The 24456-nt window shown below is 55.2% G+C and carries 21 protein-coding genes; 9 read left to right on the plus strand and 12 right to left on the minus strand.

Annotated features, from left to right (window positions below; genetic code table 11):
* Positions 1-12 precede the first annotated feature (12 nt).
* A complete protein-coding gene (locus VGM55_RS19560; protein WP_154187209.1) occupies positions 13-360 on the minus strand; it encodes a YacC family pilotin-like protein in 348 nt (115 codons plus the stop codon).
* A gap of 144 nt (positions 361-504) precedes the next feature.
* Here VGM55_RS19560 and cueO point away from each other — a divergent pair, with 144 nt between their 5' ends.
* Positions 505-2073 carry a multicopper oxidase CueO gene (gene cueO, locus VGM55_RS19565; protein ID WP_331636396.1) on the plus strand — a complete coding sequence of 523 codons (1569 nt, stop codon included), beginning with the start codon at positions 505-507 and terminating at the stop codon, positions 2071-2073.
* A gap of 36 nt (positions 2074-2109) precedes the next feature.
* Here cueO and VGM55_RS19570 read toward each other — a convergent pair whose 3' ends face one another.
* Positions 2110-4515, minus strand: coding sequence for a glucose/quinate/shikimate family membrane-bound PQQ-dependent dehydrogenase (locus tag VGM55_RS19570; protein WP_331636397.1), 2406 nt, complete (start codon positions 4513-4515; stop codon positions 2110-2112).
* Between the two features lie 181 nt (positions 4516-4696).
* Here VGM55_RS19570 and hpt point away from each other — a divergent pair, with 181 nt between their 5' ends.
* The gene (gene hpt / locus VGM55_RS19575) at positions 4697-5233 is read left to right on the plus strand and encodes a hypoxanthine phosphoribosyltransferase (RefSeq protein ID WP_008461837.1); all 537 of its coding nucleotides are present in this window, start codon (positions 4697-4699) and stop codon (positions 5231-5233) included.
* Between the two features lie 61 nt (positions 5234-5294).
* Here the strand turns inward: hpt and can are convergent, their stop codons facing one another.
* The gene (gene can, locus VGM55_RS19580) at positions 5295-5975 is read right to left on the minus strand and encodes a carbonate dehydratase (RefSeq protein WP_038475498.1); all 681 of its coding nucleotides are present in this window, start codon (positions 5973-5975) and stop codon (positions 5295-5297) included.
* A gap of 98 nt (positions 5976-6073) precedes the next feature.
* Here can and VGM55_RS19585 point away from each other — a divergent pair, with 98 nt between their 5' ends.
* The 4 genes from VGM55_RS19585 to VGM55_RS19600 all read left to right on the plus strand — a co-directional run bounded on the left by VGM55_RS19585 (position 6074) and on the right by VGM55_RS19600 (position 9668).
* Entirely contained in the window at positions 6074-7000 is a 927-nt protein-coding gene (locus VGM55_RS19585) for an ABC transporter ATP-binding protein (RefSeq protein ID WP_154187212.1), read from the plus strand.
* The gene (locus tag VGM55_RS19590; RefSeq protein ID WP_038475492.1) at positions 6997-7767 is read left to right on the plus strand and encodes an ABC transporter permease; all 771 of its coding nucleotides are present in this window, start codon (positions 6997-6999) and stop codon (positions 7765-7767) included. The genes VGM55_RS19585 and VGM55_RS19590 overlap by 4 nt, the downstream gene beginning before the upstream one ends.
* Positions 7768-7894: 127 nt before the next feature.
* Complete coding sequence (locus tag VGM55_RS19595) at positions 7895-8326, plus strand: PTS sugar transporter subunit IIA (protein ID WP_154187213.1); 432 nt, start codon at positions 7895-7897, stop codon at positions 8324-8326.
* Between the two features lie 91 nt (positions 8327-8417).
* Positions 8418-9668: a polysaccharide deacetylase family protein gene (locus VGM55_RS19600; protein WP_331636399.1), complete on the plus strand. Its 1251-nt coding sequence runs from the start codon at positions 8418-8420 to the stop codon at positions 9666-9668.
* An 82-nt stretch (positions 9669-9750) separates the two neighbouring features.
* On the opposite strand, the gene panD is transcribed toward VGM55_RS19600, so the two are convergent.
* The 9 genes from panD to thpR form a co-directional block, all read right to left on the minus strand.
* On the minus strand, positions 9751-10131 hold the full coding sequence (gene panD, locus VGM55_RS19605) for an aspartate 1-decarboxylase (RefSeq protein WP_008461846.1): 381 nt from the start codon (positions 10129-10131) through the stop codon (positions 9751-9753).
* 92 nt (positions 10132-10223) lie between these two features.
* Positions 10224-11078: a pantoate--beta-alanine ligase gene (gene panC, locus VGM55_RS19610; RefSeq protein WP_331636400.1), complete on the minus strand. Its 855-nt coding sequence runs from the start codon at positions 11076-11078 to the stop codon at positions 10224-10226.
* Between the two features lie 13 nt (positions 11079-11091).
* Positions 11092-11886 (minus strand): 3-methyl-2-oxobutanoate hydroxymethyltransferase, encoded by a 795-nt coding sequence (gene panB, locus VGM55_RS19615; RefSeq protein ID WP_154187215.1) that lies wholly within the window; start codon positions 11884-11886, stop codon positions 11092-11094.
* Positions 11887-11930: 44 nt separating this feature from the next.
* Positions 11931-12410 carry a 2-amino-4-hydroxy-6-hydroxymethyldihydropteridine diphosphokinase gene (folK, locus tag VGM55_RS19620; RefSeq protein ID WP_154187216.1) on the minus strand — a complete coding sequence of 160 codons (480 nt, stop codon included), beginning with the start codon at positions 12408-12410 and terminating at the stop codon, positions 11931-11933.
* Positions 12407-13807 (minus strand): polynucleotide adenylyltransferase PcnB, encoded by a 1401-nt coding sequence (gene pcnB / locus VGM55_RS19625; protein WP_331636426.1) that lies wholly within the window; start codon positions 13805-13807, stop codon positions 12407-12409. The genes folK and pcnB overlap by 4 nt, the downstream gene beginning before the upstream one ends.
* A 56-nt stretch (positions 13808-13863) precedes the next feature.
* Entirely contained in the window at positions 13864-14748 is an 885-nt protein-coding gene (gluQRS, locus tag VGM55_RS19630; protein ID WP_331636402.1) for a tRNA glutamyl-Q(34) synthetase GluQRS, read from the minus strand.
* A 73-nt stretch (positions 14749-14821) separates the two neighbouring features.
* Positions 14822-15277, minus strand: a complete 456-nt coding sequence (gene dksA, locus VGM55_RS19635; protein WP_038475474.1) for an RNA polymerase-binding protein DksA — start codon at positions 15275-15277, stop codon at positions 14822-14824.
* Positions 15278-15468: 191 nt separating this feature from the next.
* Positions 15469-16173 carry a DNA/RNA nuclease SfsA gene (sfsA, locus tag VGM55_RS19640; protein WP_154187219.1) on the minus strand — a complete coding sequence of 235 codons (705 nt, stop codon included), beginning with the start codon at positions 16171-16173 and terminating at the stop codon, positions 15469-15471.
* A complete protein-coding gene (gene thpR / locus VGM55_RS19645) occupies positions 16174-16713 on the minus strand; it encodes an RNA 2',3'-cyclic phosphodiesterase (protein ID WP_154187220.1) in 540 nt (179 codons plus the stop codon).
* A 73-nt stretch (positions 16714-16786) separates the two neighbouring features.
* Between thpR and hrpB the strand changes: the two genes are divergently transcribed.
* From hrpB to fhuA, 3 genes are all read left to right on the plus strand, one after another.
* Positions 16787-19222, plus strand: a complete 2436-nt coding sequence (gene hrpB / locus VGM55_RS19650; protein ID WP_331636404.1) for an ATP-dependent helicase HrpB — start codon at positions 16787-16789, stop codon at positions 19220-19222.
* Positions 19223-19370: 148 nt separating this feature from the next.
* Complete coding sequence (mrcB, locus tag VGM55_RS19655) at positions 19371-21923, plus strand: bifunctional glycosyl transferase/transpeptidase (RefSeq protein ID WP_154187222.1); 2553 nt, start codon at positions 19371-19373, stop codon at positions 21921-21923.
* 273 nt (positions 21924-22196) lie between these two features.
* Complete coding sequence (fhuA, locus tag VGM55_RS19660; protein WP_331636406.1) at positions 22197-24434, plus strand: ferrichrome porin FhuA; 2238 nt, start codon at positions 22197-22199, stop codon at positions 24432-24434.
* Positions 24435-24456 lie beyond the last annotated feature (22 nt).

Raw genomic sequence — 24456 nt, forward strand, 5'->3', positions numbered from 1 at the left:
AGAGAGGGAAGGTTACTTGACGTAGGCCAGCAGGCTTAAGGAGTCCCTTGCCAGAGATTTGCATTTTGTTGCAGTGGGGATAGCGATACCGCTCAAATCTTTATAGCTGTCTTCACCCAATGCTTTCATATTCCAGCTATCGTAATTACTAAGATCCCATTGATTTTGCTGGGCAAAAAATACCAGAGCGCGTCGGATCTGGCCGTTAGGGAGATTCTGGTAGCCACAATCATTTTTTAAGAACACAAATACCGCAGTCAGATCGGCCATATCCTCTGCTTCAGATTCACTTAGCGCCAGGCTGCTGGTAGAAAAAGCCAGCAATACGCCCAGTAATAATGCCCTAACTCCCATCTTCATCACGTCTACCACTTTTTCTCAGATACGAAACGTTAACACAGTTAAATAGGCACCGACGATATTTATTATGAGCTTAAAACTTGACCTTACCGTTGGGGAAAGGTTTATGCTCGCCGATAAGTATGCCAACGAAAGGAACTGACTATGCATCGCCGTAATTTTCTTAAATATACCGCGGCACTCGGGGCTTTCAGCGCATTGCCACTCTGGAGCCGAGCCGCACTGGCAGCCGGCCTCCCGGCGCTGCCGATCCCACCTTTGCTTGCCCCGGATGCTAAAAATAGCATCCGCCTTACCGTTAACGCGGGAAAGCGCGTTTTTGCCGGCAAATCGGCCACGACGTGGGGTTATAACGGTTCGCTGCTGGGTCCGGCGCTAAAGCTGACCCAGGGCGAAGCGGTAAGGGTTGAAATTCATAATAACCTGACAGAAGAAACCACGGTGCACTGGCATGGGCTTGAGGTAGGCGGTGAAGTTGACGGCGGCCCGCAGGGCGTTATCGCGGCGGGTGGGAAGCGGAGCGTGACCTTTACGCCGCAGCAGCGTGCGGCGACCTGCTGGTTTCACCCGCATCAGCACGGTAAAACCGGGCATCAGGTGGCCATGGGACTTGGCGGGCTGGTGCTGATTGAGGATAACGAAAGCGCGCAGTTAATGCTGCCGAAGCAGTGGGGCATCGATGATATTCCGCTGATTATCCAGGACAAACGTTTCGGTAAAGACGGCGAGATTGACTACCAACTGGACGTCATGAGCGCGGCCGTAGGCTGGTTCGGCGATACCCTGTTGTGCAACGGTGCCGTTTATCCGCAGCATTCCAATCCGCGCGGCTGGCTGCGTCTGCGCTTGCTTAACGGCTGCAATGCCCGCTCTCTGAATATTGCCGCCAGCGATAATCGTCCTCTCTACGTGATCGCCAGCGACGGTGGGCTTCTGGCGGAGCCGGTGAAAGTCACCGAGCTGGAATTGCTGATGGGCGAACGGTTTGAAGTGCTGGTGGATACCCGTGACGGCAAGCCATTTGATATCGTCACCCTGCCGGTGAAGCAAATGGGCATGACCGTTGCGCCCTTTGATAAACCCGCACCAGTGGTTCGCATCCAGCCGCTGATTATTGCCGCCTCTGGCACGCTGCCGGACAAGCTGGTCAACGTGCCAGCGCTACCGTCGCTGGAGGGCGTGACCGAACGCTGGCTGCAGCTGATGATGGATCCGATGCTCGACATGATGGGCATGCAGGCGCTGATGGATAAATACGGGATGCAGGCTATGGCCGGCATGTCGATGGACGGCCACGGTGGTATGGGCAATATGGATCATGGCAACATGAAAAATATGAACCACGGTGGCATGAGCCACGGGTTTGATTTCCACAACGCCAACAAAATCAACGGGAAAGCCTTTGATATGGCAACCCCGGCGTTTGCTGCGCAAAAGGGGAAATACGAGAAATGGACTATTTCAGGGGAAGGCGACATGATGCTGCACCCGTTCCATATTCACGGTACCCAGTTCCGCATTCTGTCAGAGAACGGCAGGCCGGTGGCAGCGCATCGTCAGGGCTGGAAAGACACGGTGAAGGTGGAAGGCGCGCGCAGCGAAGTGCTGGTGAAGTTCGATCATGCCGCACCGAAGGAAGCGGCCTATATGGCGCACTGCCATCTTTTGGAGCATGAAGATACCGGGATGATGCTCGGTTTTACCGTCGCGTAAAAGCAAGAGCGGGTGGCCTGAGCCACCCGCAATGCGTTATTTCGCCTCGTCCGGCAGAGCGTACGCCACGATATAATCACCCATCTTCGTTCCGAAGGAGCCATGGCCGCCTGCGGAAATCACCACATACTGCTTACCGTTAACTTCATACGTCATCGGCGTAGCCTGTCCGCCTGCCGGCAGACGCGCTTCCCACAGCTGTTTACCGTCACGCATATCAAACGCGCGCAGGTAGTTATCTGCCGTTGCGCCAATAAACATCACGTTACCGGCGGTGGAGATTGGGCCACCCAGCATAGGCATCCCCATGCGGAATTTCATTGGGATGCCGGTTGGGAACGGCATGCTGTCTTCCACGGTACCAATACGTTTCTTCCACACGATCTCGTTGGTTTTCAGATCAACGCCGGAGATATAGCCCCAGGCTGGCTGTTTACACGGCAGGCCGAACGGCGACAGGAACGGGTTCAGCGTTACGCCATACGGCACGCCGTACTGTGGCTGAACGCCGGATTCAGTGCCTGAACCCTTGGCGTCTTTTGGCGGCTCCATTGGGTTGCCAGGGCCACGTGGAATCAGCTTCGACACGAACGGCAGCGCCATCGGGTTGGTCATCGCGACCTGATTATTCGGGTCAACGGAAATCCCGCCCCATTCGAACATCCCCAGGTTACCCGGGAACACCAGCGTTCCTTTTTCTGAAGGTGGGGTAAAGATGCCTTCATAACGCATGCTGTGGAACATCACGCGGCACACCAGCTGGTCAAACATGGTTGCGCCCCACATATCCGCGCCGCTCAGATCTTTCTTCGGACGGAAGGTCAGCTCGGAGAACGGCTGAGTAGGGGAAACATGGTCACCTTTGGCGGCGCCCTGCGGGACCGGCTGTTCCGGTGCAGGAACCACTAATTTACCGTCGCGCCTGTCCAGCACAAAGATGTTGCCGGTTTTGGCCGGAGCGTAGACAACCGGAACCGTATTGCCGTTCTTGTCGGTGATATCCGCAAGGGTTGGCTGGGCAGGCATGTCCATATCCCACAGGTCGTGGTGTACGGTCTGATAGGACCAGGCCAGCTTACCGGTGGTGGCATTCAGCGCCACGATGCTGCTGGCGTAACGTTCCTGCTCAGGCGTGCGGTTGCCGCCCCAAATGTCTGGCGTAGTCACGCCCATCGGCAGGTAAACCAGATCCAGTTTTGCATCATATGCCGCCGGCGCCCACGAGTTCGGGGAGTTCAGCGTGTAATGATGCTCGTCATCCGGAATAACGTTTGGATCTTTCGCGCCTGGGTCAAACGCCCACAGTAGTTTACCGGTATTAACGTCAAAACCACGGATCACGCCGGAAGGCTCACGGGTGGAGAAGTTATCGGTTACCGCACCGGCAATCACAATGACCTTATCGGTAATGATAGGCGGTGACGTCGGCTCATACATCCCCGGTGTGGTCACCGGCTGATTGGTTTGCAGGTTCAGGATGCCTTTGTTCGCAAAGCTTTCACACAGCTTGCCGGTGTCGGCATTGAGCGCAAACAGGCGACCGTCGTTTACCGGCAGAATGATGCGGCGAGGGCAGTCTGCAACAACGTCCGGGGAGGCGTTATCCGCGGTGGCCTCGTGGTAAGAAACGCCACGGCAGGTCACGTGCTGGAACGAAGGATCGGTATTTAATTGAGGGTCAAACTTCCACTTCTCTTTCCCGGTAGACGCATCCAGCGCGAACAGCTGCTGGTGTGCGGTACACAGGTAAAGCATGTCCCGAATTTTGATCGGGGTGACTTCGTTGGTGATTTCACCCGGGTCGGTAGCACGCTTCACGTCACCGGTCTGGAAGCGCCAGGCTTCTTTCAACTGGCCCACGTTTTGGGTGGTTATCTGCTTGAGCGGGGAGAAACGCTGGCCTTCCTGATTACGGCCATAGGCAGGCCAGTCGGCATCAGGGATGGAAGACGCTGCGGTGGTGGAAGCGTTATCCAGCTGCAGTGTACCGTTTATCTCCTGAGGGTCGTTAAAGCCTGCCCAGACCAGCACAACGGCGCTGATCAGCAGTGAAGCCACCAGCGATGCAGCCGCGCCGCTTGCTGGGATCACCAGGCGGCGATACACAAACGGCAGCAGGAGCCAGACGCCGAAGAACACCAGCACGTCGCAGCGCGGCGTCAGCGCCCAGAAGTCAAAGCCAACTTCCCACACGCCCCAGGCCATAGTACACAGCAACAGGGCAGCGTAGAGCCAGAGAGCCGAAGCTTTACTTTTCCACAGCAGCCAGGCGACGCCGAGCATCACCAGTCCGGCGATCGGGTAATACCACGATCCGCCGATAGTCACTAACCATATCCCGCCAAAGAGTAAATAGAGCCCGCAAAGAACGGCAAAGAGGGCTGAGAGGGTCACAAATAGTTGCGATCCGGTTTTATTTGTATTCACAATTATCACACTCATAAAGGTTTGATAGCATTCAATTATAGTTATTAACAAGTGTGATAGTTGTCACATTTATGGCTTTTTTTTAGAGTGCGGATGTGAAAGTGATTTGCTGGTATACTCCTCGCCTCAATATTTTGTGTTGGCTGCAGGTAAACCAGCATTAAATGATTTGTTTTTAAATCATATGGTTAGAGATATGAAACATACTGTTGAAGTGATGATCCCGGAAGCGGAGATCAAAGCCCGTGTTGCTGAACTGGGTCGTCAAATCACCGAGCACTATCGCGACAGCGGCAGTGACATGGTGCTGGTAGGTCTGCTGCGCGGTTCATTTATGTTTATGGCCGATCTGTGCCGTGAAGTGCAGGTGTCCCATGAAGTCGATTTTATGACCGCCTCCAGCTACGGCAGCGGCATGTCCACCACCCGTGACGTGAAGATCCTTAAAGATCTGGATGAGGACATTCGCGGGAAAGACGTGCTGATCGTCGAAGACATTATCGACTCCGGCAACACCCTGAGCAAAGTGCGTGAAATCCTGAGCCTGCGCGAGCCAAAATCTCTGGCCATCTGTACGCTGCTGGACAAACCAACCCGCCGCGAAGTGAACGTTAACGTTGAATACGTTGGCTTCTCCATTCCGGACGAGTTCGTTGTGGGCTACGGCATCGACTATGCCCAGCGCTATCGCCACCTGCCGTTTGTCGGCAAAGTGGTCATGCTCGACGAGTAAAAGTCGCTAGCTAACAAAAAAGGGCCTTAAGGGCCCTTTTTGCTATCCACTTTTGGTGGGATTACTGCGAAGCTGCGCGATTCCGGTGGCTATGATGGGTATTTTTCAGGTTGGATATCCCGCTGCGGTAACCCTGCTCAAGTGATTCGCGGCTGGTGGCCGTGACTTCAAGGTCGCGCAGACGCCCGTCGTGAATCCCATACACCCAACCATGCACCGTGACTTTCTGGCCGCGCTTCCAGGCAGACTGCATGATGGTGGAATGGCCGATGTTGTACACCTGCTCCATGACGTTCAGTTCACAGAGCGTATCCATGCGCTGTTCCGGTGCCAGTTCCCCCAGGAGCGAACTATGCTTGAACCACAGATCGCGAATGTGCAGCAGCCAGTTGTTGATTAAGCCAAGCTCAGGGTTCTCTACCGCAGCCTGCACGCCGCCGCAGCCGTAGTGGCCGCAAATAATAATGTGCTCAACTTCAAGCACGTCAACGGCGTACTGGACGACGGAAAGGCAGTTCAGATCGGTATGAACAACCAGGTTCGCGACATTGCGGTGAACAAAGAGTTCGCCTGGCTCCAGGCCGGTGAGCCGTTCAGCGGGAACGCGGCTGTCAGAGCAGCCAATCCAGAGAAAGCGGGGTTTTTGTGCCTGGGCAAGTCTTTCGAAGAAACCGGGGTCTTCCTCAACCAGCATTTTTGACCAAAGTTCATTATTGCTGATAAGGGAATCAATATCTTTCATGTGAGGTTAACGCCTGTCACCCGAGAAGTGCGATGGGGTAATATAGGGTAACTCAACGAATTTTCAAACAAGTACCGAACTAAGGTAAGCGAATATCCATGACAATTGCATTGGAACTGGAACAGTTAACGAAAACCTATCCCGGCGGCGTTCAGGCGCTGCGTGGGATAGATCTTCGTGTTGAGGCCGGCGATTTCTATGCGCTGCTCGGCCCTAACGGCGCGGGTAAATCTACCACCATCGGCATCATCAGCTCTCTGGTGAATAAAACCTCCGGCCGCGTGCGGGTGTTTGGCTACGACCTGCAAAAAGATGTGGTCAACGCTAAGCGCCAGCTCGGACTGGTCCCGCAGGAATTCAACTTTAATCCGTTTGAGACGGTACAGCAGATAGTTGTCCATCAGGCGGGATACTACGGCGTTGAGCGCAGTGAAGCGATAGCCCGTAGCGAAAAGTATTTAAAACAGCTCGATCTGTGGGAAAAACGCAACGAACGTGCCCGTATGCTTTCCGGTGGGATGAAGCGCCGCCTGATGATCGCTCGTGCGCTGATGCATGAGCCGAAGCTGCTGATTCTTGATGAGCCCACCGCAGGCGTGGATATCGAGCTGCGCCGTTCGATGTGGGGGTTCCTGAAAGACCTCAACGACAAAGGCACCACCATTATTCTGACTACCCACTATCTGGAAGAAGCCGAAATGCTGTGCCGTAATATCGGTATTATTCAGCGCGGTGAACTGGTGGAGAATACCTCGATGAAGTCACTGCTTTCCAAACTGAAATCAGAAACCTTTATCCTGGATTTGGCCCCTAAAAGCCCATTACCTAAGCTCGATGGCTACCAGTATCGTCTGGTGGATACCTCCACGCTTGAGGTGGAAGTGCTGCGGGAACAGGGGATTAACAGCGTGTTCAGCCAGCTTAGCGCGCAGGGTATTCAGGTGCAAAGTATGCGTAACAAAGCTAACCGTCTCGAAGAGCTGTTCGTGACGCTGGTAAACGGTAAACAAGGGGATCGGTCATGATGCAGCTTTACTGGGTGGCGCTGAAAAGCATCTGGACCAAAGAGGTTCACCGCTTCGCCCGTATCTGGATCCAGACGCTGGTTCCGCCGGTCATCACCATGACCCTGTACTTTATTATCTTTGGGAACCTGATTGGGTCGCGTATCGGCGAAATGCACGGCTTCACCTATATGCAGTTTATCGTGCCGGGCCTGATCATGATGGCGGTGATCACTAACGCTTATGCGAACGTCGCTTCGTCGTTCTTTAGCGCCAAATTCCAGCGCAACATTGAAGAACTGCTGGTGGCGCCGGTGCCGACGCACGTGATCATCGCGGGCTATGTCGGCGGCGGCGTTGCGCGCGGCCTGTGCGTGGGCGTGCTGGTGACGGCGGTGTCTCTGTTCTTCGTCCCGTTCCAGGTTCACTCGTGGCTGTTCGTGGCGCTGACGTTGGTGTTGACGGCGGTGCTGTTCTCGCTGGCCGGCCTGCTGAATGCGGTGTTTGCCAAAACGTTTGATGACATCAGCCTGATCCCGACCTTCGTGCTGACGCCGCTGACCTATCTGGGTGGGGTATTTTACTCCCTGACCCTGCTGCCGCCGTTCTGGCAGGCGCTGTCGCACCTGAACCCGATTGTTTACATGATCAGCGGCTTCCGTTTTGGTTTCCTGGGCATTACCGATGTGCCGCTGGTGACCACCGTTGGCGTGCTGGCAATCTTTATCGTCGTGTTTTACCTGCTGTGCTGGTATCTCATCCAGCGCGGTCGCGGTCTGCGTACCTAAAAAGGCTGTCCCCAACCCTCCCCAAAAGGGGAGGGTTTCTCCCCGTTAACTCACGCCAAATTGATACGCATCAGGCTACTTATTCGGCGTTCTGGCACACTGTCGCTCCATTAACAGGAGATGTTTTATGCTGGGTTGGGTCATCGCCGGACACGACGACTATGCACAAAAGATGCTGGATGCCATCGAGCAGCGCTTTGGCCCGCAGCCGCAGTGCTACGCGGTCAATTTCTGGAAAGGGTTAAGCACCAATATGCTTAGCCGAATGATGTGCGACGCACTCCACCATTGTGACTCGGGTGACGGCGTCATCTTTCTGACTGATATTACCGGTGCGGCACCGTATCGTACCGCGGCGTTACTTAACCATAAACATAAGCACTGCGAGGTGATCTCCGGCGTAACGCTCCCGCTGCTTTTAGCCATGCAGGAACAGCGTGAAAATGTATCCAGTGAGGCGTTTCGGCAGCTTATCGTTGAGCGGGGTGGGGAAGCGGTGACCAGCCTTTGGCATCAGCAGCAAAAGAATCCGCCGTTCGTATTGCTGCACGAATATTGAGGGTATTTATCTATTCAGGTTGGTATTCACCTATCTTTTGCTAAAATAATGAATTCCTTCCGTCTTCCCGACAAAAAACTGACAATTTGCCATGTTAACTCGCCTCGTTTATTGCGTGATGCTGGTCATCAGCATCGGTACCACCCAGGCTAGCCTACTCAGCAGCCACGACACACCTGCCCAATATATGCAAACGACCGAGGACGCCGACATCTGGGCGCAGGTCGGCGATGACGTAATCTCCGTCGGTCGTATCGGTCAGGGCCAGATCCTGGCGGTGGTGCCTACCGTGGCGGATTACTATGAATTTAACTTTGGTTTTGGCACCGGTTTTATCGACAAGGCGCATCTTGCCCCGGTCAAAGGTAAGCGGCGGGTGGAAGACCGGCTTGGCGATCTTAATAAGCCATTAAGCAACCAGAACCTGATAACCTTCCGTGATGTGGCTATCTATAGCGACCCTTCAACTTCCTCAGAAGTGTTTGGGACCCTGGCAGATAACCTCCGCTACCCGATTATCGGGAAACTGAAAGATCGCCTGAACCAGACCTGGTACCAGATCCGCATCGGCAACCGGCTAGGATACATCAGCAGTCTGGACGCGCAGCCGGATAACGGTATTCCGGTGCTGACCTATCACCATATTTTGCGTGATGAAGAAAATACGCGTTTCCGCCATACCTCAACAACTACGTCGGTTGTGGCATTCAGCAACCAGATGACCTGGCTGCGTGATATGGGTTACACCACGCTGACGATGTACCAGCTGGAAGGCTACGTGCGTAACCGTATGAACCTCCCGGCTCGCTCGGTGGTGATCACCTTCGATGACGGGCTGAAATCAGTCTATCGCTACGCATTCCCGATTCTTAAACAGTACGGTTTTAAAGCGACGGCATACATCATCTCGTCACGTATTAAACGCCATCCACAGCCGTGGAATCCAAAGTCTCTACAGTTTATGAGTATTTCTGAGCTGGAGGCGATTCAGAGCGTGTTTGATATTCAGTCACACACGCATTTCCTGCATCGCGTTGATAACTATCGCCGCCCGATTCTTCTGAGCCGTAGCTACCACAATATCCTGTTTGATTTTGAGCACTCGCGCCGCGCGCTGTCGCAGTTCAATCCGCACGTGCTTTACCTGTCCTATCCGTTCGGCGGCTATAACGATATCGCGGTGAAGGCGGCGAATGACGCAGGTTTTCATATGGCCGTGACGACAGTACGTGGGAAGGTGAAACCGGGCGATAACCCGTTCTTGTTGAAGCGGCTTTATATTATGAGGACGGATTCGCTGGAAACGATGTCGAGGACGATTACCAATCAGCCTGAGTCGTGAGTTAACTCCGGTTCCGTAACGTGAGCTAAAGTGGGTTTGTTCGATTCCCTCTCCCACGTGGGGAGAGGATAAGGGGCGGTTATTACGCGACCTGAACCGGCACCGCTTTCGCGAGACGTTTCATCTCATTCTCACCGTCAAAGTAGGCCACTTTTGGCTGCCAGCTGCGTGCCTGTTCGTCCGGCATGGTGACGTAGCTGGCGATAATCAGAATGTCGCCGACGTCAGCACAGTGTGCCGCTGCACCGTTAACGGAGATAATCTTAGAGCCGCGCTCACCGGCGATAGCGTAGGTAGAGAAACGCTTACCGTTGGTGACGTTGTAAATGTCGATGGCTTCATATTCCAGAATGCCTGCCGCCTCAAGGAAGTCCTGATCGATGGCGCAGGAGCCTTCGTAATGCAAGTCCGCCTGAGTCACTTTGACACGGTGTAACTTACCTTGCAGCATGGTGCGAATCATAAACTTGAACCTTTGTTACTGGGCTTAAAAAGCGCTGATATTCTCAGCGCCGTGGATATTCGAGGCAGTATTGCCCTTTTTATTTGGGCTGTCTACTGCGCCAGACTGACGGTAACGTTATCAATCAGTCGTGCCTGGCCAAGCCAGGCCGCCATCAGGATCACCGCGCGTTTGCTTTCAGGAGAAAGCTCCAGCAGCGTGTCCGCATCGCGGATTTGCAGGTCGTCCGAACGGAAGCCTTTTTCGTTAAGTTCAGTGGCGGCCAGGATCAACATCTCTTCCACATCACGCTCGCCATTGCGCAGTTTATCGGCAAGGCCATTCATCACTTTGCTCAATCCAGGCGCAATTTTACGCTGATCGGCGGTCAGGTAGCCGTTGCGAGAGCTGAGCGCCAGGCCGTCTTTAGCGCGCACGGTCGGTACGCCAACAATCTCAATATCGTACCCCATATCGGCAACCATCTTACGGATCAACGCTAGCTGCTGATAATCCTTCTGGCCGAAGCAGGCAACGTCGGGCTGAACCAGGTTGAACAACTTGCTGACGATGGTGGACACGCCTCGGAAATGGCCCGGGCGGCTGGCGCCTTCGAGCATGGTGGAGAGACCTGGTACATCCACGAACGTTTGTGTGTCGAGACCCTGAGGGTAAACATCTACCGGTGCCGGGGCGAACACCATATCAACTTTACGACGGTTCAGCTTCTCGCAATCTTCCTGCAGCGTACGCGGATAGCGGGCCAAATCGTCCGGGCGGTCGAACTGCATTGGGTTGACGAAAATACTGACCACTACCACATCGGCAACGGCTTTAGCTTCTTCAACCAGCGTCATGTGCCCATCGTGCAGGTTGCCCATGGTCGGCACCAGAGCGATGCGCTTGCCTTCCTGGCGCCAGCGGCGAATCTGCTGACGCAGCAGCGGTAACGTTTCGATAATCAGCACAACCTGTCTCCTGTCAGTAAAAACTGTGTTCGTTGCCCGGGTAGCTGCCGGACTCGACTTCATTAATGTACTGGCGCACCGCGGCGCGAATATCGCCGGTTTCAGCAAGGAAATTCTTCGCAAACTTAGGAATATGGCCGCCTGTAATCCCAAAGGCATCATGCATCACCAATATTTGCCCGTCCGTGACGTTCCCCGCGCCGATGCCAATTACCGGAATAGTCAGCGCTTCGGTGACGCGTTTGGCCAACTCGACGGGAACGCATTCCAGCACCAGCAGTTGTGCGCCAGCAGCTTCGAGCGCCAGGGCGTCGTCCAGCAGCGTTTGCGCGGCCTGTTCGTCACGGCCCTGAACTTTATAACCGCCAAAAATATTGACCGACTGCGGCGTTAATCCCAAATGGCCACAAACAGGAACGGCGCGCTCAGTCAGCATTTTCACCGTCTCAGCCAGCCAGCGTCCGCCTTCGATTTTGACCATGTTAGCGCCGGCACGCATCACCTCAGCAGAGTTGGCAAACGCCTGCTCCGGCGTGGCGTAGGCCATAAACGGCAGGTCGGCCAGCAGCAGGCAGTTTGGTGCGCCGCGGCGAACCGCGCGGGTGTGATACGCAATGTCTTCCACCGTGACCGGCAGCGTAGAGTCGTGGCCCTGAACCGTCATGCCCAGCGAGTCGCCAACCAGCAAAACGCCGACGCCTTGGTCAGCAAACAGTTTGGCGAAGCTGAAGTCATAAGCGGTAAGGGTGGCGAATTTCTTTTTGTCCTGCTTGAGTTTACGCAGGGTGGAGGTGGTAGTGGGTTTCATCATCATCCCCGGAGAAAGGTTTGAACAGGATACGGGCGCGCTGATTACCAGCGGGTAATGCCCTCCTGAGAAAGGCGAGCCAGTATTTCAGCAACAGATCGCCCGTCAGGAAAGCGGCATTCAGGTGCTATTTCCAGTAATGGAACCAGCATAAACGCGCGGTTCTTCATATCGTAATGGGGTACGGTCAGGCGGTCGGTGTGAATCACCTCATTGCCAAACAACATAATATCGAGATCTAACGTACGCGGTCCCCAGCGCTCTTCTTTGCGAACGCGACCATGCTCAAGTTCGATACGTTGAGTATGGTCTAACAGGGCTTCGGCAGACAGGTCGGTATCAAGTACCACGGCAGCATTCAGATAATCTGGCTGATCCTGCGGGCCCAGCGGGGGAGTGCGGTAAAACGAAGAAGTTGCCACCATTCGGCTTTGTGGAATGGCGGCAAGGGCGTCAAGAGCTGAAGAAACCTGCTCCAGCGGTGACGCCTGGTTACTGCCCAGCGCGATATACGCGAGGGTCATGCGCTGCCTTCGCGGCGTGGCGCACGTTTGCGCGGGCGACGCGTACGGCGGCGAACGGCGGGCTCATCGCCAAGGTCGTTCAGCATATCTTTTTGCATAGGCGGTGCCGCCACCTGGAATTCGCCCCACCATTTGGTCAGACGCAGCAGTTCTTGGTTGTTCTCCACCTCTGCACGCAGCGCCAGCAGGTCGTAAGACGCACGGAACTTAGGGTGCTCCATCAGCTTCCAGGCGCGTTTCCCCTGGCGGCGAGACAGACGAAGCTGCAGACCCCAGATATCGCGAACCAGCGTGGTGATGCGTTTTGGAATCGCCAGCGCGCGGCAGGCTTCGTCCAGCACATCGTTCATCGCTAGCGCGAAAGCGTCATAGTAAGCGAGGCCGCTTTCCTGCGCGATTTTCTGCGCCATTTCCAGCTGTGGATACCAGAACATTGCCGCAAACAGGAACGCCGGGTTCACGCGCATATCGTTATGAATGCGGTTATCGGTATTCTTCAGAACCAGCGCAATGATGCGTTCCATCGGGCTGTCACCCTGCTCGGTAAAGTAGCGGGTGATGATCGGGAACAGTGGCTGGAACAGCTGATATTCACGCAGCAGCTGGTAGGTTTCAAAGCCATACCCGGCCTGCAGGAGTTTAAGTGATTCCTCGAACAGGCGCGCGGGGGGAACATCATTAAGCAACGTTGCCAGGCGCGGGATTGGTTCACCGGTTTCCGGGCTGATGGTCATGTTCAGCTTGGCGGCAAAGCGGACCGCACGCAGCATACGCACGGGGTCTTCGCGGTAGCGTGTTTCCGGATCGCCAATCAGACGGATAATGCCTTTGTTCAAATCGTTCAGGCCGCCGACGTAATCACGTACGGAGAAATCGGCAACGCTGTAGTAAAGGCTGTTGATGGTGAAGTCGCGGCGTTGAGCATCTTCTTCGATGGATCCAAAGATGTTGTCGCGTAGCAGCATGCCGTTTTGGCCGCGCTGTGAGGTCTGTCGGTCGGCAGACTGCTGTTCTTCATGATGTCCGCGGAAGGTGGCCACTTCGATAATTTCTGGGCCGAACATCACGTGCGCCAGACGGAAACGGCGACCGACCAGGCGGCAGTTGCGGAACAGTTTACGAACCTGATCGGGCGTTGCGCTGGTCGTAACGTCGAAATCTTTGGGTTTTTTGCCCAGCAACAGGTCGCGGACGCCACCGCCGACGAGGTAAGCCTCATAGCCTGCTTTGTTCAAACGGTAGAGCACCTTGAGGGCATTTTCACTGATATCTTTGCGGGAAATAGCGTGCTGGTCACGCGGAATAACAGTAATGTGCGGGAGAGTTTCATTCTCCTCGACCACGACGTCATCGCGGTTAAGCACCTTGCGGCAAAAATTAGCGACTCGGGTAAAAATAGTCCACCTCGGCAGTGTCAATCATAGGGACAAAAAAAACAGCGGCTAATCATAGCTCAGTGCGGCGCATTTGAGAATGATGTATTCACAGGCACGCGATTAAGCGACCAGTTAGCCACTGCCTGTTCAAGCAGCATCTCCAGCGTCAGATCCTGCCAGCCGTCTGCTACCTGTTGATTTAAAAAGCGCAACGCTTCTACCAGCAGTGGACGAGGATCGCCTTGCGGCAGCGCGGGGGCGTGATTCTGTTTCGAAAGCTTAGCGCCTTGATCATTCAGCGCCAGCGGCAGGTGAATATAATCAGGAACAGGCCAGTCAAACTGTTGATACAGCGAGATTTGCCTTACCGTTGGCTCAATCAAGTCCGCGCCGCGCACGATCTCCGTCACGCCCTGGAAATGGTCATCCACGACGACAGCAAGATTATAGGCGAACAGGCCGTCGCGGCGGTGAATGATGAAATCTTCCCGCGCCAGAGCCTCATCGGCGTGCAATTGTCCGCGCAGGCCGTCCAGGAAGCTCAGCACCGGGTTATTTTGCACCAGACGCATCGCGGCGTTTTGTGGCCCGTTGCCAAGCGTTCTGCAATGACCATCGTAGAAACCGCCGATCTGCTGGATACGGCTGCGGGTGCAGGTGCAGTAATAGCTCAGCCCCTGCTGTTGCAGCCAGGCCAGCGCGGCGCGATAGGCATCGTGACGATGAGATTGCCACAAAACGTCGCCATCCCAGTGCAGGCCGTAGTGCTCAAGCTGTTTGAGAATGGTGTCTGCGGCGCCGGGAATTTCACGAGGGGGATCGATATCTTCGATGCGTACCAGCCAGCGACCCTGTTGAGCGCGAGCCTGAAGGTAGCTGCCGAGAGCGGCAATCAATGAGCCAAAATGCAGTTCCCCTGAGGGGGAGGGGGCAAAACGGCCAATGTAGAGTTGAGCTGACATGTTTTCGGGGAGCTATAAAGTAATATGGCGGGAGAGTGCTCCCGCCATAGAGGTCTGGCAATTCCGTTAGCCGTTAGCCGGCCATCTGTTTTTCGCGGATTTCTGCCAACGTTTTGCAGTCGATACACAAATCAGCTGTCGGACGTGCTTCAAGGCGACGAATGCCGATTTCTACACCGCAGGATTCGCAGTAGCCGAAATCTTCGTCTTCCACTTTCTTGAGCGTTTTCTCGATCTTTTTGATCAGTTTGCGTTCACGATCGCGGTTACGCAATTCGAGGCTGAACTCTTCTTCCTGGGCTGCACGGTCAACCGGGTCCGGGAAGTTAGCCGCTTCATCCTGCATATGCGAAACGGTGCGATCTACCTCATCCATGAGCTGATTACGCCATGCTTCAAGAATGCGCTTGAAGTGCGACAGCTGGGCTTCGTTCATGTACTCTTCGCCCGTTTTCTCCTGGTATGGCTCCACCCCAGCGATGGCGAGAATACTCAGGGACGATGTTTTACGCTTTTGCCCTTCTTGCATGTTGTTTCTCCTTAACACGCACTTATCGGTCCCCTGTCGGGGTAAAATCAGGCCGCTATAAATAGCAGATGCTTTTCAGGATGGCAATTATATAAACTCCTCTCTTGACAACCGTGTGAAGAAAAGCTTATTTGCGAAACGACCCGACTATAAAAAAGACAATACGTTATCTGTCCTTAACCAGATGATGATTATAAATAGACAGGCAACGGCGTAGTTAGAGTCATCCCTGTGGCAGAAAGTTCTGCCTTCCAGGCGATAATTTCAACCCCACACTGCTGTGCCTCACTTAACAGCCGCGCATACTTCTCATCAATGTGGCGGGCTGGCGAGACGCTATTTATAGCAGAATGCAATACCGCAAACAGTAGCACCGCGCGCTCTCCTTGCTGAACCACATTCATTAACTCTCTTAAATGCTTCTGGCCTCGCAGGCTAACGGCATCGGGAAAATAGCCTTTATCCTGCTCAAGTAACGTGACTGATTTCACTTCAATATAGCAGTTAACCTTGTTACACGCTTGTAACATAAAGTCAATTCTGCTGCGTTCTTCACCGTATTTTACTTCGGCCTGTATCTCGCTATAGCCCGCCAGCTCTGCGGGAGGCGCTGTTATAAGCAGCTCCTTGACCAGCGTGTTCGCACGTAACGTATTGACGCAAATTATCTCACCCTTTTGCGTCTGCGTAAGCTCCCATGTATGAGGGTATTTACGCGTTGCGCTGGCGGACGTGGAGTACCAGACGGTATCGCCGGGGGTGGCACAGCCGGTCATTGCGCCGGTATTGGGGCAATGCAGCGTCATGGTTTTGCCGTCGGCTGTCACCACATCGGCCAGGAAGCGCTTGTAGCGCTTGATGAGCGTTGCGGGCTGCAGTGCAGGTGAAAACTCCATCTACTCTTCCTTATTAGTCAGCGGCCAGTGTTCAAGCGCCTGATAGCGGGTTCTGCCCCGTTCAAAGAGGGATTCGTACAGTGAAAACTCATTCACCTGGAACTGCCAGCTAAAGCCCGGAGCCGGGAGTGCGACAGAACGAATCGCGTTGCGGTACAGCGTGACGTGGGGATGAAACGGCTGTGGAGACTGGTAGCAGCCGCTGCGTGCAGCCTGGGCGCGCAGCATATTCGCCAGCTGCAATAAGCCGCGCGGGGCCTGGCGTGGGCCCAGCCACACGACGCTCGATCGCAGCCACTGCCCGGCATCATCCAGTCGCAGCGTAAAGCCAGGCTGGCGAATACGTCCGGCGAGGCGGCAAAGCGCCTGACGTTTTTCGTCAGAAACATCACCCAAAAACGCCAGCGTGAGGTGAAGATTGGCCGCTGCTACCGGTCGACCTGCATCCGCCGGGAACTGTGCGGCGCGCCAGTGGATAATCTGTTGTTGCATCTCGGAAGGCAACGTCAGGGCAAAAAACAGGCGGCGACTCTCGGCCATGGTTGTCTCTCGGTTATGGTTTGGCGGGATGCTACAATGCGCGACTGCCGATGTTAACCCTTTGGAGCCGTTTGTGTCGTCATTACCGGTTGCGGCCGTACTGCCGGAAGTGCTTAAGGCGCTCGAGTACGCGCCACAAGTTTTGCTCAATGCCCCTACTGGCGCAGGTAAATCCACCTGGCTGCCGCTGCAAATCCTTCAGCAGAGTCGGCTGGAAGGCCGTATTTTACTGCTTGAGCCTCGCCGCCTTGCCGCCCGCAACGTTGCGCAACGGCTGGCCGAATTACTAGGGGAAAAACCGGGTGAAACGGTGGGTTACCGGATGCGTGCTGACAGCTGCGTGGGGCCAAATACCCGGCTTGAGGTGGTTACCGAAGGAATTTTAACGCGGCTGATCCAACAGGATCCCGAACTTAGCGGCATTGGGCTTGTGATCCTCGATGAATTTCATGAGCGAAGCCTGCAGGCCGATCTCGCTCTGGCATTGCTGCTGGACGTACAGGCCGGGCTGCGCGATGACCTTAAGATCCTGATTATGTCGGCGACGCTGGACAATCAGCGTCTGCAGCAATGCCTCCCGGATGCGCCCGTCATTACTTCAGATGGGCGAGCGTTCCCGGTTGAGCGACGCTACGGCGCATTGCCCGCGCACCAGCGCTTTGATGAAGCCGTAGCCACCGCCGTGGCCGGGCTACTGCGTGAAGCGTCAGGATCGCTGCTGCTGTTTTTACCCGGCGTCGGTGAAATTCAGCGCGTGCAGGAGCAGCTAAAAGAACGCGTGGCGAGCGATGTTCAGCTTTGTCCGTTGTACGGCGCCTTGCCTCTTAGCGAGCAGCGTAAGGCGATTCTGCCCGCCGCTGCGGGCACGCGTAAGGTGGTGCTGGCGACTAACATCGCGGAGACCAGCCTGACCATTGAAGGGATCCGCCTGGTGGTGGACGCGGCCCAGGAACGCGTCGCGCGTTTTGATGCTCGCACCGGGCTTACTCGTCTGATAACCCAGCGCGTCAGCCAGGCCTCAATGACCCAGCGGGCAGGGCGTGCCGGACGTCTGGAGCCGGGGATTTGTTTGCATCTTATTGCCGCCGAGCAGGCCGAACGTGCGGCCATGCAAAGTGAGCCAGAAATCCTGCAAAGCGATCTGTCCGGTCTGTTGCTTGAACTGCTGCAGTGGGGCTGCCAGGAGGTGAATCAGTTGACCTGGCTTGATGCTCCGCCTGAAGTAAATCTGGCCGCAGCTCGTCGCCTCCTGTGCCAGCTAGGGGCCGTTGACGACCATCAGCGCATAACGGCTGAAGGCCAAAAAATGGCACAGATGGGCAACGAGCCCCGCCTCGCCTCAATGCTGATCGCGGCAAAAACACCGGACGAGCAAGCTACGGCGGCGTTACTGGCAGCGATCCTTGAAGAACCACCGCGTACTCAGGGCGGCGGGGATTTGCGGTCTATCTTCGACAGCAGAAATGGCAACTGGCGGCAGCGAGCGGCGCAGCTGCTGAAAAGGGTCAATGCGCGAGGTGGTGAACCTGACATTTCACTGGCGATGCCGCTGCTGGCCAGCGGATTTGCCGATCGTGTCGCCCGGCGGCGCGGGGCTGAGGGGCGTTATCAGTTGGCGAACGGCATGGGCGCCATGCTGGAGCAGGACGACGCCATGACGCGGCATGAATGGCTAATTGCCCCTCTGCTGCTGCAGGGCAGCCAGTCGCCGGACGCCCGTATTCTACTGGCGCTACCGCTGGATATCGAAGAGCTTGTCGCTCGCGTGCCGCACCTGCTAACGGAAAGTGATTCCGTAGAATGGGATGAAGAGCGGGGCTCGTTAAAAGCGTATCGCCGTCGTCAGATAGGCAGACTGGTGGTGAAAACGCAGCTGTTAGCGAAGCCTTCAGAAGAGGAAATGCAGCAGGCAATTTTAAACGGGATCCGTGAACGCGGGCTTGGGCTACTCGAGTGGTCCGTTCCGGCTGAGCAACTGCGGTTGCGCCTGGCCTGTGCCGCTCGCTGGCTGCCGGAACAAAAGTGGCCGGCGGTAGACGATGAATCTCTGCTGGCAACGCTCGAAGAATGGTTGCTGCCGGAAATGCGCGGCGTGCATTCGCTGCGGGCGCTGAAAAATATCGATCTTAGCCGGGCGTTAAGTCATTTGCTTGACTGGCCAATGCGTCAACGGCTGGATAGTGCCCTGCCAACTCATTACACTGTGCCGACCGGAAGCCAGATTGCGATTCGCTATGACAGCGACAATCCACCGGTGCTGGCTGTACGTATCCAGGAGATGTTCGGTGAAGCGCAGACGCCCTGCATTGCCGAGGGGCGCGTTCCGCTGGTGCTTGAGCTATTATCTCCGGCGCAGCGGCCGTTGCAGATCACCCGTGATTTAACGGCGTTCTGGAACGGGGCCTGGCGCGAAGTGCAGAAAGAGATGAAGGGACGTTATCCGAAGCACGTCTGGCCGGACGATCCGGCGAATACAGCCCCGACGCGCCGGACGAAAAAGTATTCCTGATACCCTCTCCCAATGGGTGAGGGAGCAAACACGAAAAGACATTCCTGATAAGAATGTCTGGCTGTTTTTTTGAGAGATTTCTTCTTTCGTATTACGCGGAAGAACGGAGAATCGGGCCCTTGCGCCTGAACTTTTGTGGAGAAGATGCATGGCGGGGAATGACCGCGAGCCGATTGGACGTAAAGGAAAACCAACGCGTCCGGCGAAAGAGAAGGTGAGCCGTCGTCGACTCAGGGAAGAGGATTATGACGACGAGTACGAAGACGATGACTACGAAGACGAGGAACCAATGCCGCCGCGTAAGGGAAAAGGTAAGGGGAAAGGATCGGGCCGCCCGTCGAAAAAACGCCGTTTCTTCTGGCTGTTAGTGAAGCTGGCAATCATCTTCTTTGTGGCGCTGGTTATTTACGGCGTGTATCTCGATCAGCAGATCCGCAGCCGCATTGACGGTAAGGTCTGGCAGCTACCGGCGGCGGTGTATGGCCGGATGGTGAACCTTGAGCCGGATATGCCTTACAGCAAAGCGGAGATGGTGAAGCTTCTGGAGGCCACGCAGTACCGGCAGGTGTCGAGCATGACGCGTCCGGGTGAGTTTACCGTCCAGGGGAACAACATTGAGCTGATTCGCCGCCCGTTTGACTTCCCGGATGGTAAAGAAGGGCAGATTCGCGCACGCCTGGTGTTTGACGGTGGTCGTCTGGAATCTATCCAGAACATGGATAATAACCGTAGCTTCGGTATTTTCCGCCTCGACCCGCGCCTGATTACCATGCTCTCTTCGCCAAACGGTGAGCAGCGTCTGTTTGTGCCGCGCTCCGGTTTCCCGGACCTGCTGGTAGACACGCTTATCGCCACCGAAGACCGCCATTTCTATGAGCATGACGGGATCAGCATTTATTCCATTGGCCGTGCCGTTGTCGCCAACCTGACGGCAGGGCGCGCGGTGCAGGGCGGCAGTACGCTCACTCAGCAGCTGGTAAAAAACCTTTTCCTGAGTAACCAGCGTACGCTGTGGCGTAAAGCTAACGAAGCCTATATGGCGCTGATTATGGATGCGCGCTACGACAAAGATCGCATCCTTGAGCTGTACCTGAACGAAGTGTATCTCGGTCAGAGTGGTGACGATCAGATCCGTGGCTTCCCGCTGGCCAGCCTTTATTACTTCGGTCGTCCGGTGGATGAGCTGAGCCTCGACCAGCAGGCGCTGCTGGTGGGGATGGTAAAAGGGGCATCGCTGTATAACCCGTGGCGCAATCCGAAGCTGGCGCTCGAACGTCGTAACCTGGTCCTGCGCCTGCTGCAGGAACAAAAGGTTATCGATCAGGAGCTGTACGATATGCTGAGCGCGCGTCCTCTGGGCGTACAGCCGCGCGGTGGCGTTATATCCCCACAGCCAGCCTTTATGCAGATGGTGCGTCAGGAGCTTCAGGACAAGCTGGGCGACAAGGTGAAAGACCTGTCCGGCGTGAAGATCTTTACCACCTTTGATTCCGTGTCTCAGGATGCGGCGGAAAAAGCGGTTACCGAAGGGGTTCCGGTGCTGCGGGCTTCCCGTAAGCTGAACGATCTGGAAGCGGCGATGGTGATTGTTGACCGCTTTACCGGTGAAGTTCGTGCGGTTGTCGGCGGGGCTGAACCCCAGTTTGCTGGCTTTAACCGTGCGCTGCAGGCTCGCCGTTCGATTGGCTCGCTGGCAAAACCCGCCACCTATCTGACGGCGCTGAGCCAGCCGGATAAATTCCGCCTGAATACCTGGCTTGCCGATGCTCCGGTTGGTATCAAACTGTCGAATGGCCAGGTGTGGTCGCCGCAGAACGATAACCATCAGTATAGCGGGCAGGTGATGCTGGTTGACGCGCTGACGCGCTCGATGAACGTGCCGACCGTTAACCTGGGGATGACGCTTGGCTTACCGGCTATTACCGATACCTGGACGAAGCTCGGGGTGCCAAAAGACCAGCTTAGTCCGGTTCCGGCAATGATTCTGGGTGCGCTGAACCTGACGCCTATTCAGGTAGCACAGGCATTCCAGACTATCGCCAGCGGCGGTAATCGCGCCACGCTGTCCGCGTTGCGCTCGGTGATTGCTGAAGACGGCACCGTGCTGTACCAGAGCTTCCCGCAGGCCGAGCAGGCGGTGCCTGCGCAGGCCGCTTACCTGACGCTGTTTGGTATGCAGCAGGTGGTGGCTCGCGGTACAGGGCGTGCGCTGGGCGGGAAATACCCGAACCTGCACCTGGCGGGTAAAACCGGTACCACCAACAACAATATCGATACCTGGTTTGCCGGTATTGACGGTCGTGAAGTGACCATTACCTGGGTAGGCCGCGATAACAACCAGCCGACCAAGCTTTACGGCGCAAGTGGTGCAATGTCGCTGTACCAGCGTTATCTGTCAAATCAGTCGCCGATCCCGCTGGACCTGACAGAGCCTGAAGATATTGTTGATATGAGCGTAAACAGCGCGGGTTACTTCCAGTGCAGCGGCGGTGGCGATCGTGTTCTGCCGGTGTGGACGACGAACCCTGATGCGCTCTGCCAACAGAGCCAACAGGAAGAACAGTCGGCGAACCCGTTTAGTCAGACGCCAGCAGGTCAGCAGCCGGCACAGCAGCAGCCTCAACAGCAGCAACAGCCCGCTCAGGAACAGAAGAGCGATGGCGTTGCAGGCTGGATTAAGGATATGTTCGGCAGTAACTAAGTTTTATCTTTACCTCACCCCTCTCCCTAATGGGAGAGGGGCCTTTCTCTGAAAAGCCACATTTCCGCTTTATCCGCCCAAAATAGCGCGTTCCTTATCTTAAATTTCACACGCCAATAACACCTCATAAACCATCAGGTTATTTCTTATTCCCTTAATAACCCTACGGATGTGAAGCGCTTGCTATGAATCATTCGTTTCGTCTATTATTCTGCGGGCATAATAATAATTATCGTTTACGTTATCATTTACTACTTCACCAGAGAAAATATCATGGCGCGTTCACTCACTGGTCAGCCAGCCAAAACCCCTGTCCGTAAGCTTGCCCTGTTTGTTGCAGCAGCGGTGGGAACCCTCAGCGTAAATAGCTTCGCTGCGGATTCCGGTACGAGCAAAAAAGAAGACACCATTACCGTTTCTGCCAGCGCAGCGCCGGCAGAAAGCGCATGGGGGCCCTCGCCAACTATCGCGGCCAAACGCAGCGCCACGGCGACGAAAACGGATACCCCGATTGAAAAGACGCCACAGTCTATCTCGGTGGTGACCAGTGAAGAGATGCAGATGCATCAATTCCAGTCCGTGAAAGAAGCGCTGGGCTATACGCCGGGCGTGACGGTAAACAGTCGTGGTGCCTCAAATAACTATGACTTTGTTATCATTCGTGGTTTCTCTTCCGTTGGCCTGAGCCAGAATAACTATCTGGACGGTCTGAAAATGCAGGGCGATTTCTATAACGATGCGGTAATCGACCCTTATATGCTGGAGCGCGTAGAGCTGATGCGCGGCCCAACTTCCGTGCTGTACGGCAAAAGCAGCCCGGGTGGTATTGTGAATATGGTCAGCAAGCGCCCGACCACCGAGCCGCTGCATGAAGTTCAATTTAAAATGGGTACGGATAACCTGTACCAGACCGGCTTCGACTTCAGCGATGCCTTGGATGATGCTGGCGTATATTCCTACCGCCTGACCGGCGTTGCGCGTTCTAATGATGAACAGCAACAAGGCGCGAAACAGAAACGTTACGCGATTGCGCCATCCTTCTCCTGGCGTCCTGACGACAAAACCAATTTCACCTTCCTGTCCTACTTCCAGAATGAACCTCAAACAGGTTACTACGGCTGGTTGCCAAAAGAGGGGACCGTTCAGCCGCTGCCAAACGGTGGACGTCTGCCAACCAGCTTCAATGAAGGGGCAACCAACAATAGCTATTCCCGTAACCAGAAAATGGTTGGCTATAGTTTTGAACACGGCTTCAACGACACCTTTACCGTGCGTCAGAACCTGCGCTTCTCAGAAATGAAAGTGGCTCAGCAAAGCGCATATGGTACCGGTCTGTGCAACAACAGCATGAACCTGTTTAACACCTATTGTCAGGCGCTGACGGCTGAGCAAAAAGCTCACTATCTGGGGCGCGGAACCGTCGTTGATAATGAAAGGCTGCAAAACTTCAGCGTTGATACGCAACTGCAAAGTAAATTTGCGACCGGTGATGTTGATCATACCCTGCTGACCGGGATTGATTACATGCGTATGCGTAACGACATCAGCGCTCTGTTTGGCAATGCTCCGGCTCTGGATCTTAATAATCTGGGTTCAATGAGCGACGTCGATTTCGGCAATGCAGTGCCTTACCAGATGAATGAAAGCAAGCAAACGGGTCTTTACGTACAGGACCAGGCAGAATGGAACAAGTGGGTCATGACGTTGGGCGGCCGCTACGACTGGTCTAAGCAGGCGACAACTGTGCGTAGTGATAACGGTTATATTGAGCGCAACGATCATCAGTTTACCTGGCGTGGTGGTGTTAACTATCTGTTTGAAAATGGTATTTCACCATACGTCAGCTACAGCCAATCCTTTGAGCCTAACGCATTTAGCCTCTACAGCACGCCTCGTGTGGCCTACAAGCCATCTAAAGGTGAACAGTACGAAGCTGGTGTGAAATATGTGCCGAAGGATATGCCAGTTGTGGTTACCGGTGCGGTCTATCAGTTGACCAAAACTGATACCTTGATGACGGACCCGACAAACGCGCTTAACCAGGTTCCGGCCGGTGAAGTTCGCGCTCGCGGCGTAGAGCTGGAAGCGAAGGCGGCGGTTAACGCCAATATCAACGTAACGGCGTCGTACACTTATACCGATGCGCAGTACACCAAAGACACAACCCTTCAGGGAAATAGCCCGGTTCAGGTCCCTAAACACATGGCTTCCCTGTGGGGGGATTACACCTTCAACAGCGGCGTGCTGAGCGGCTTGACTCTGGGCACCGGTGGTCGATTCATCGGCTCAAGCTATGGCGATCCGGCGAACACCTTCAAGGTGGGTAGCGCGGCCGTTATGGATGCAGTTGTGAAGTATGACCTCGGTCGCTTTGGCCTGAACGGTTCCAGTATTGCAGTCAACGTGAATAACCTGCTTGACCGTGAATACGTTGCCAGCTGCTTCGAAACTTATGGCTGCTTCTGGGGCGCTGAACGTCAGGTGGTCGCTACCGCGACCTTCCGCTTCTAACTTGTCTCCCGGGCACGGTTCG

Source organism: Cedecea sp., assembly GCF_036500665.1.
Lineage (GTDB): Bacteria > Pseudomonadota > Gammaproteobacteria > Enterobacterales > Enterobacteriaceae > Cedecea.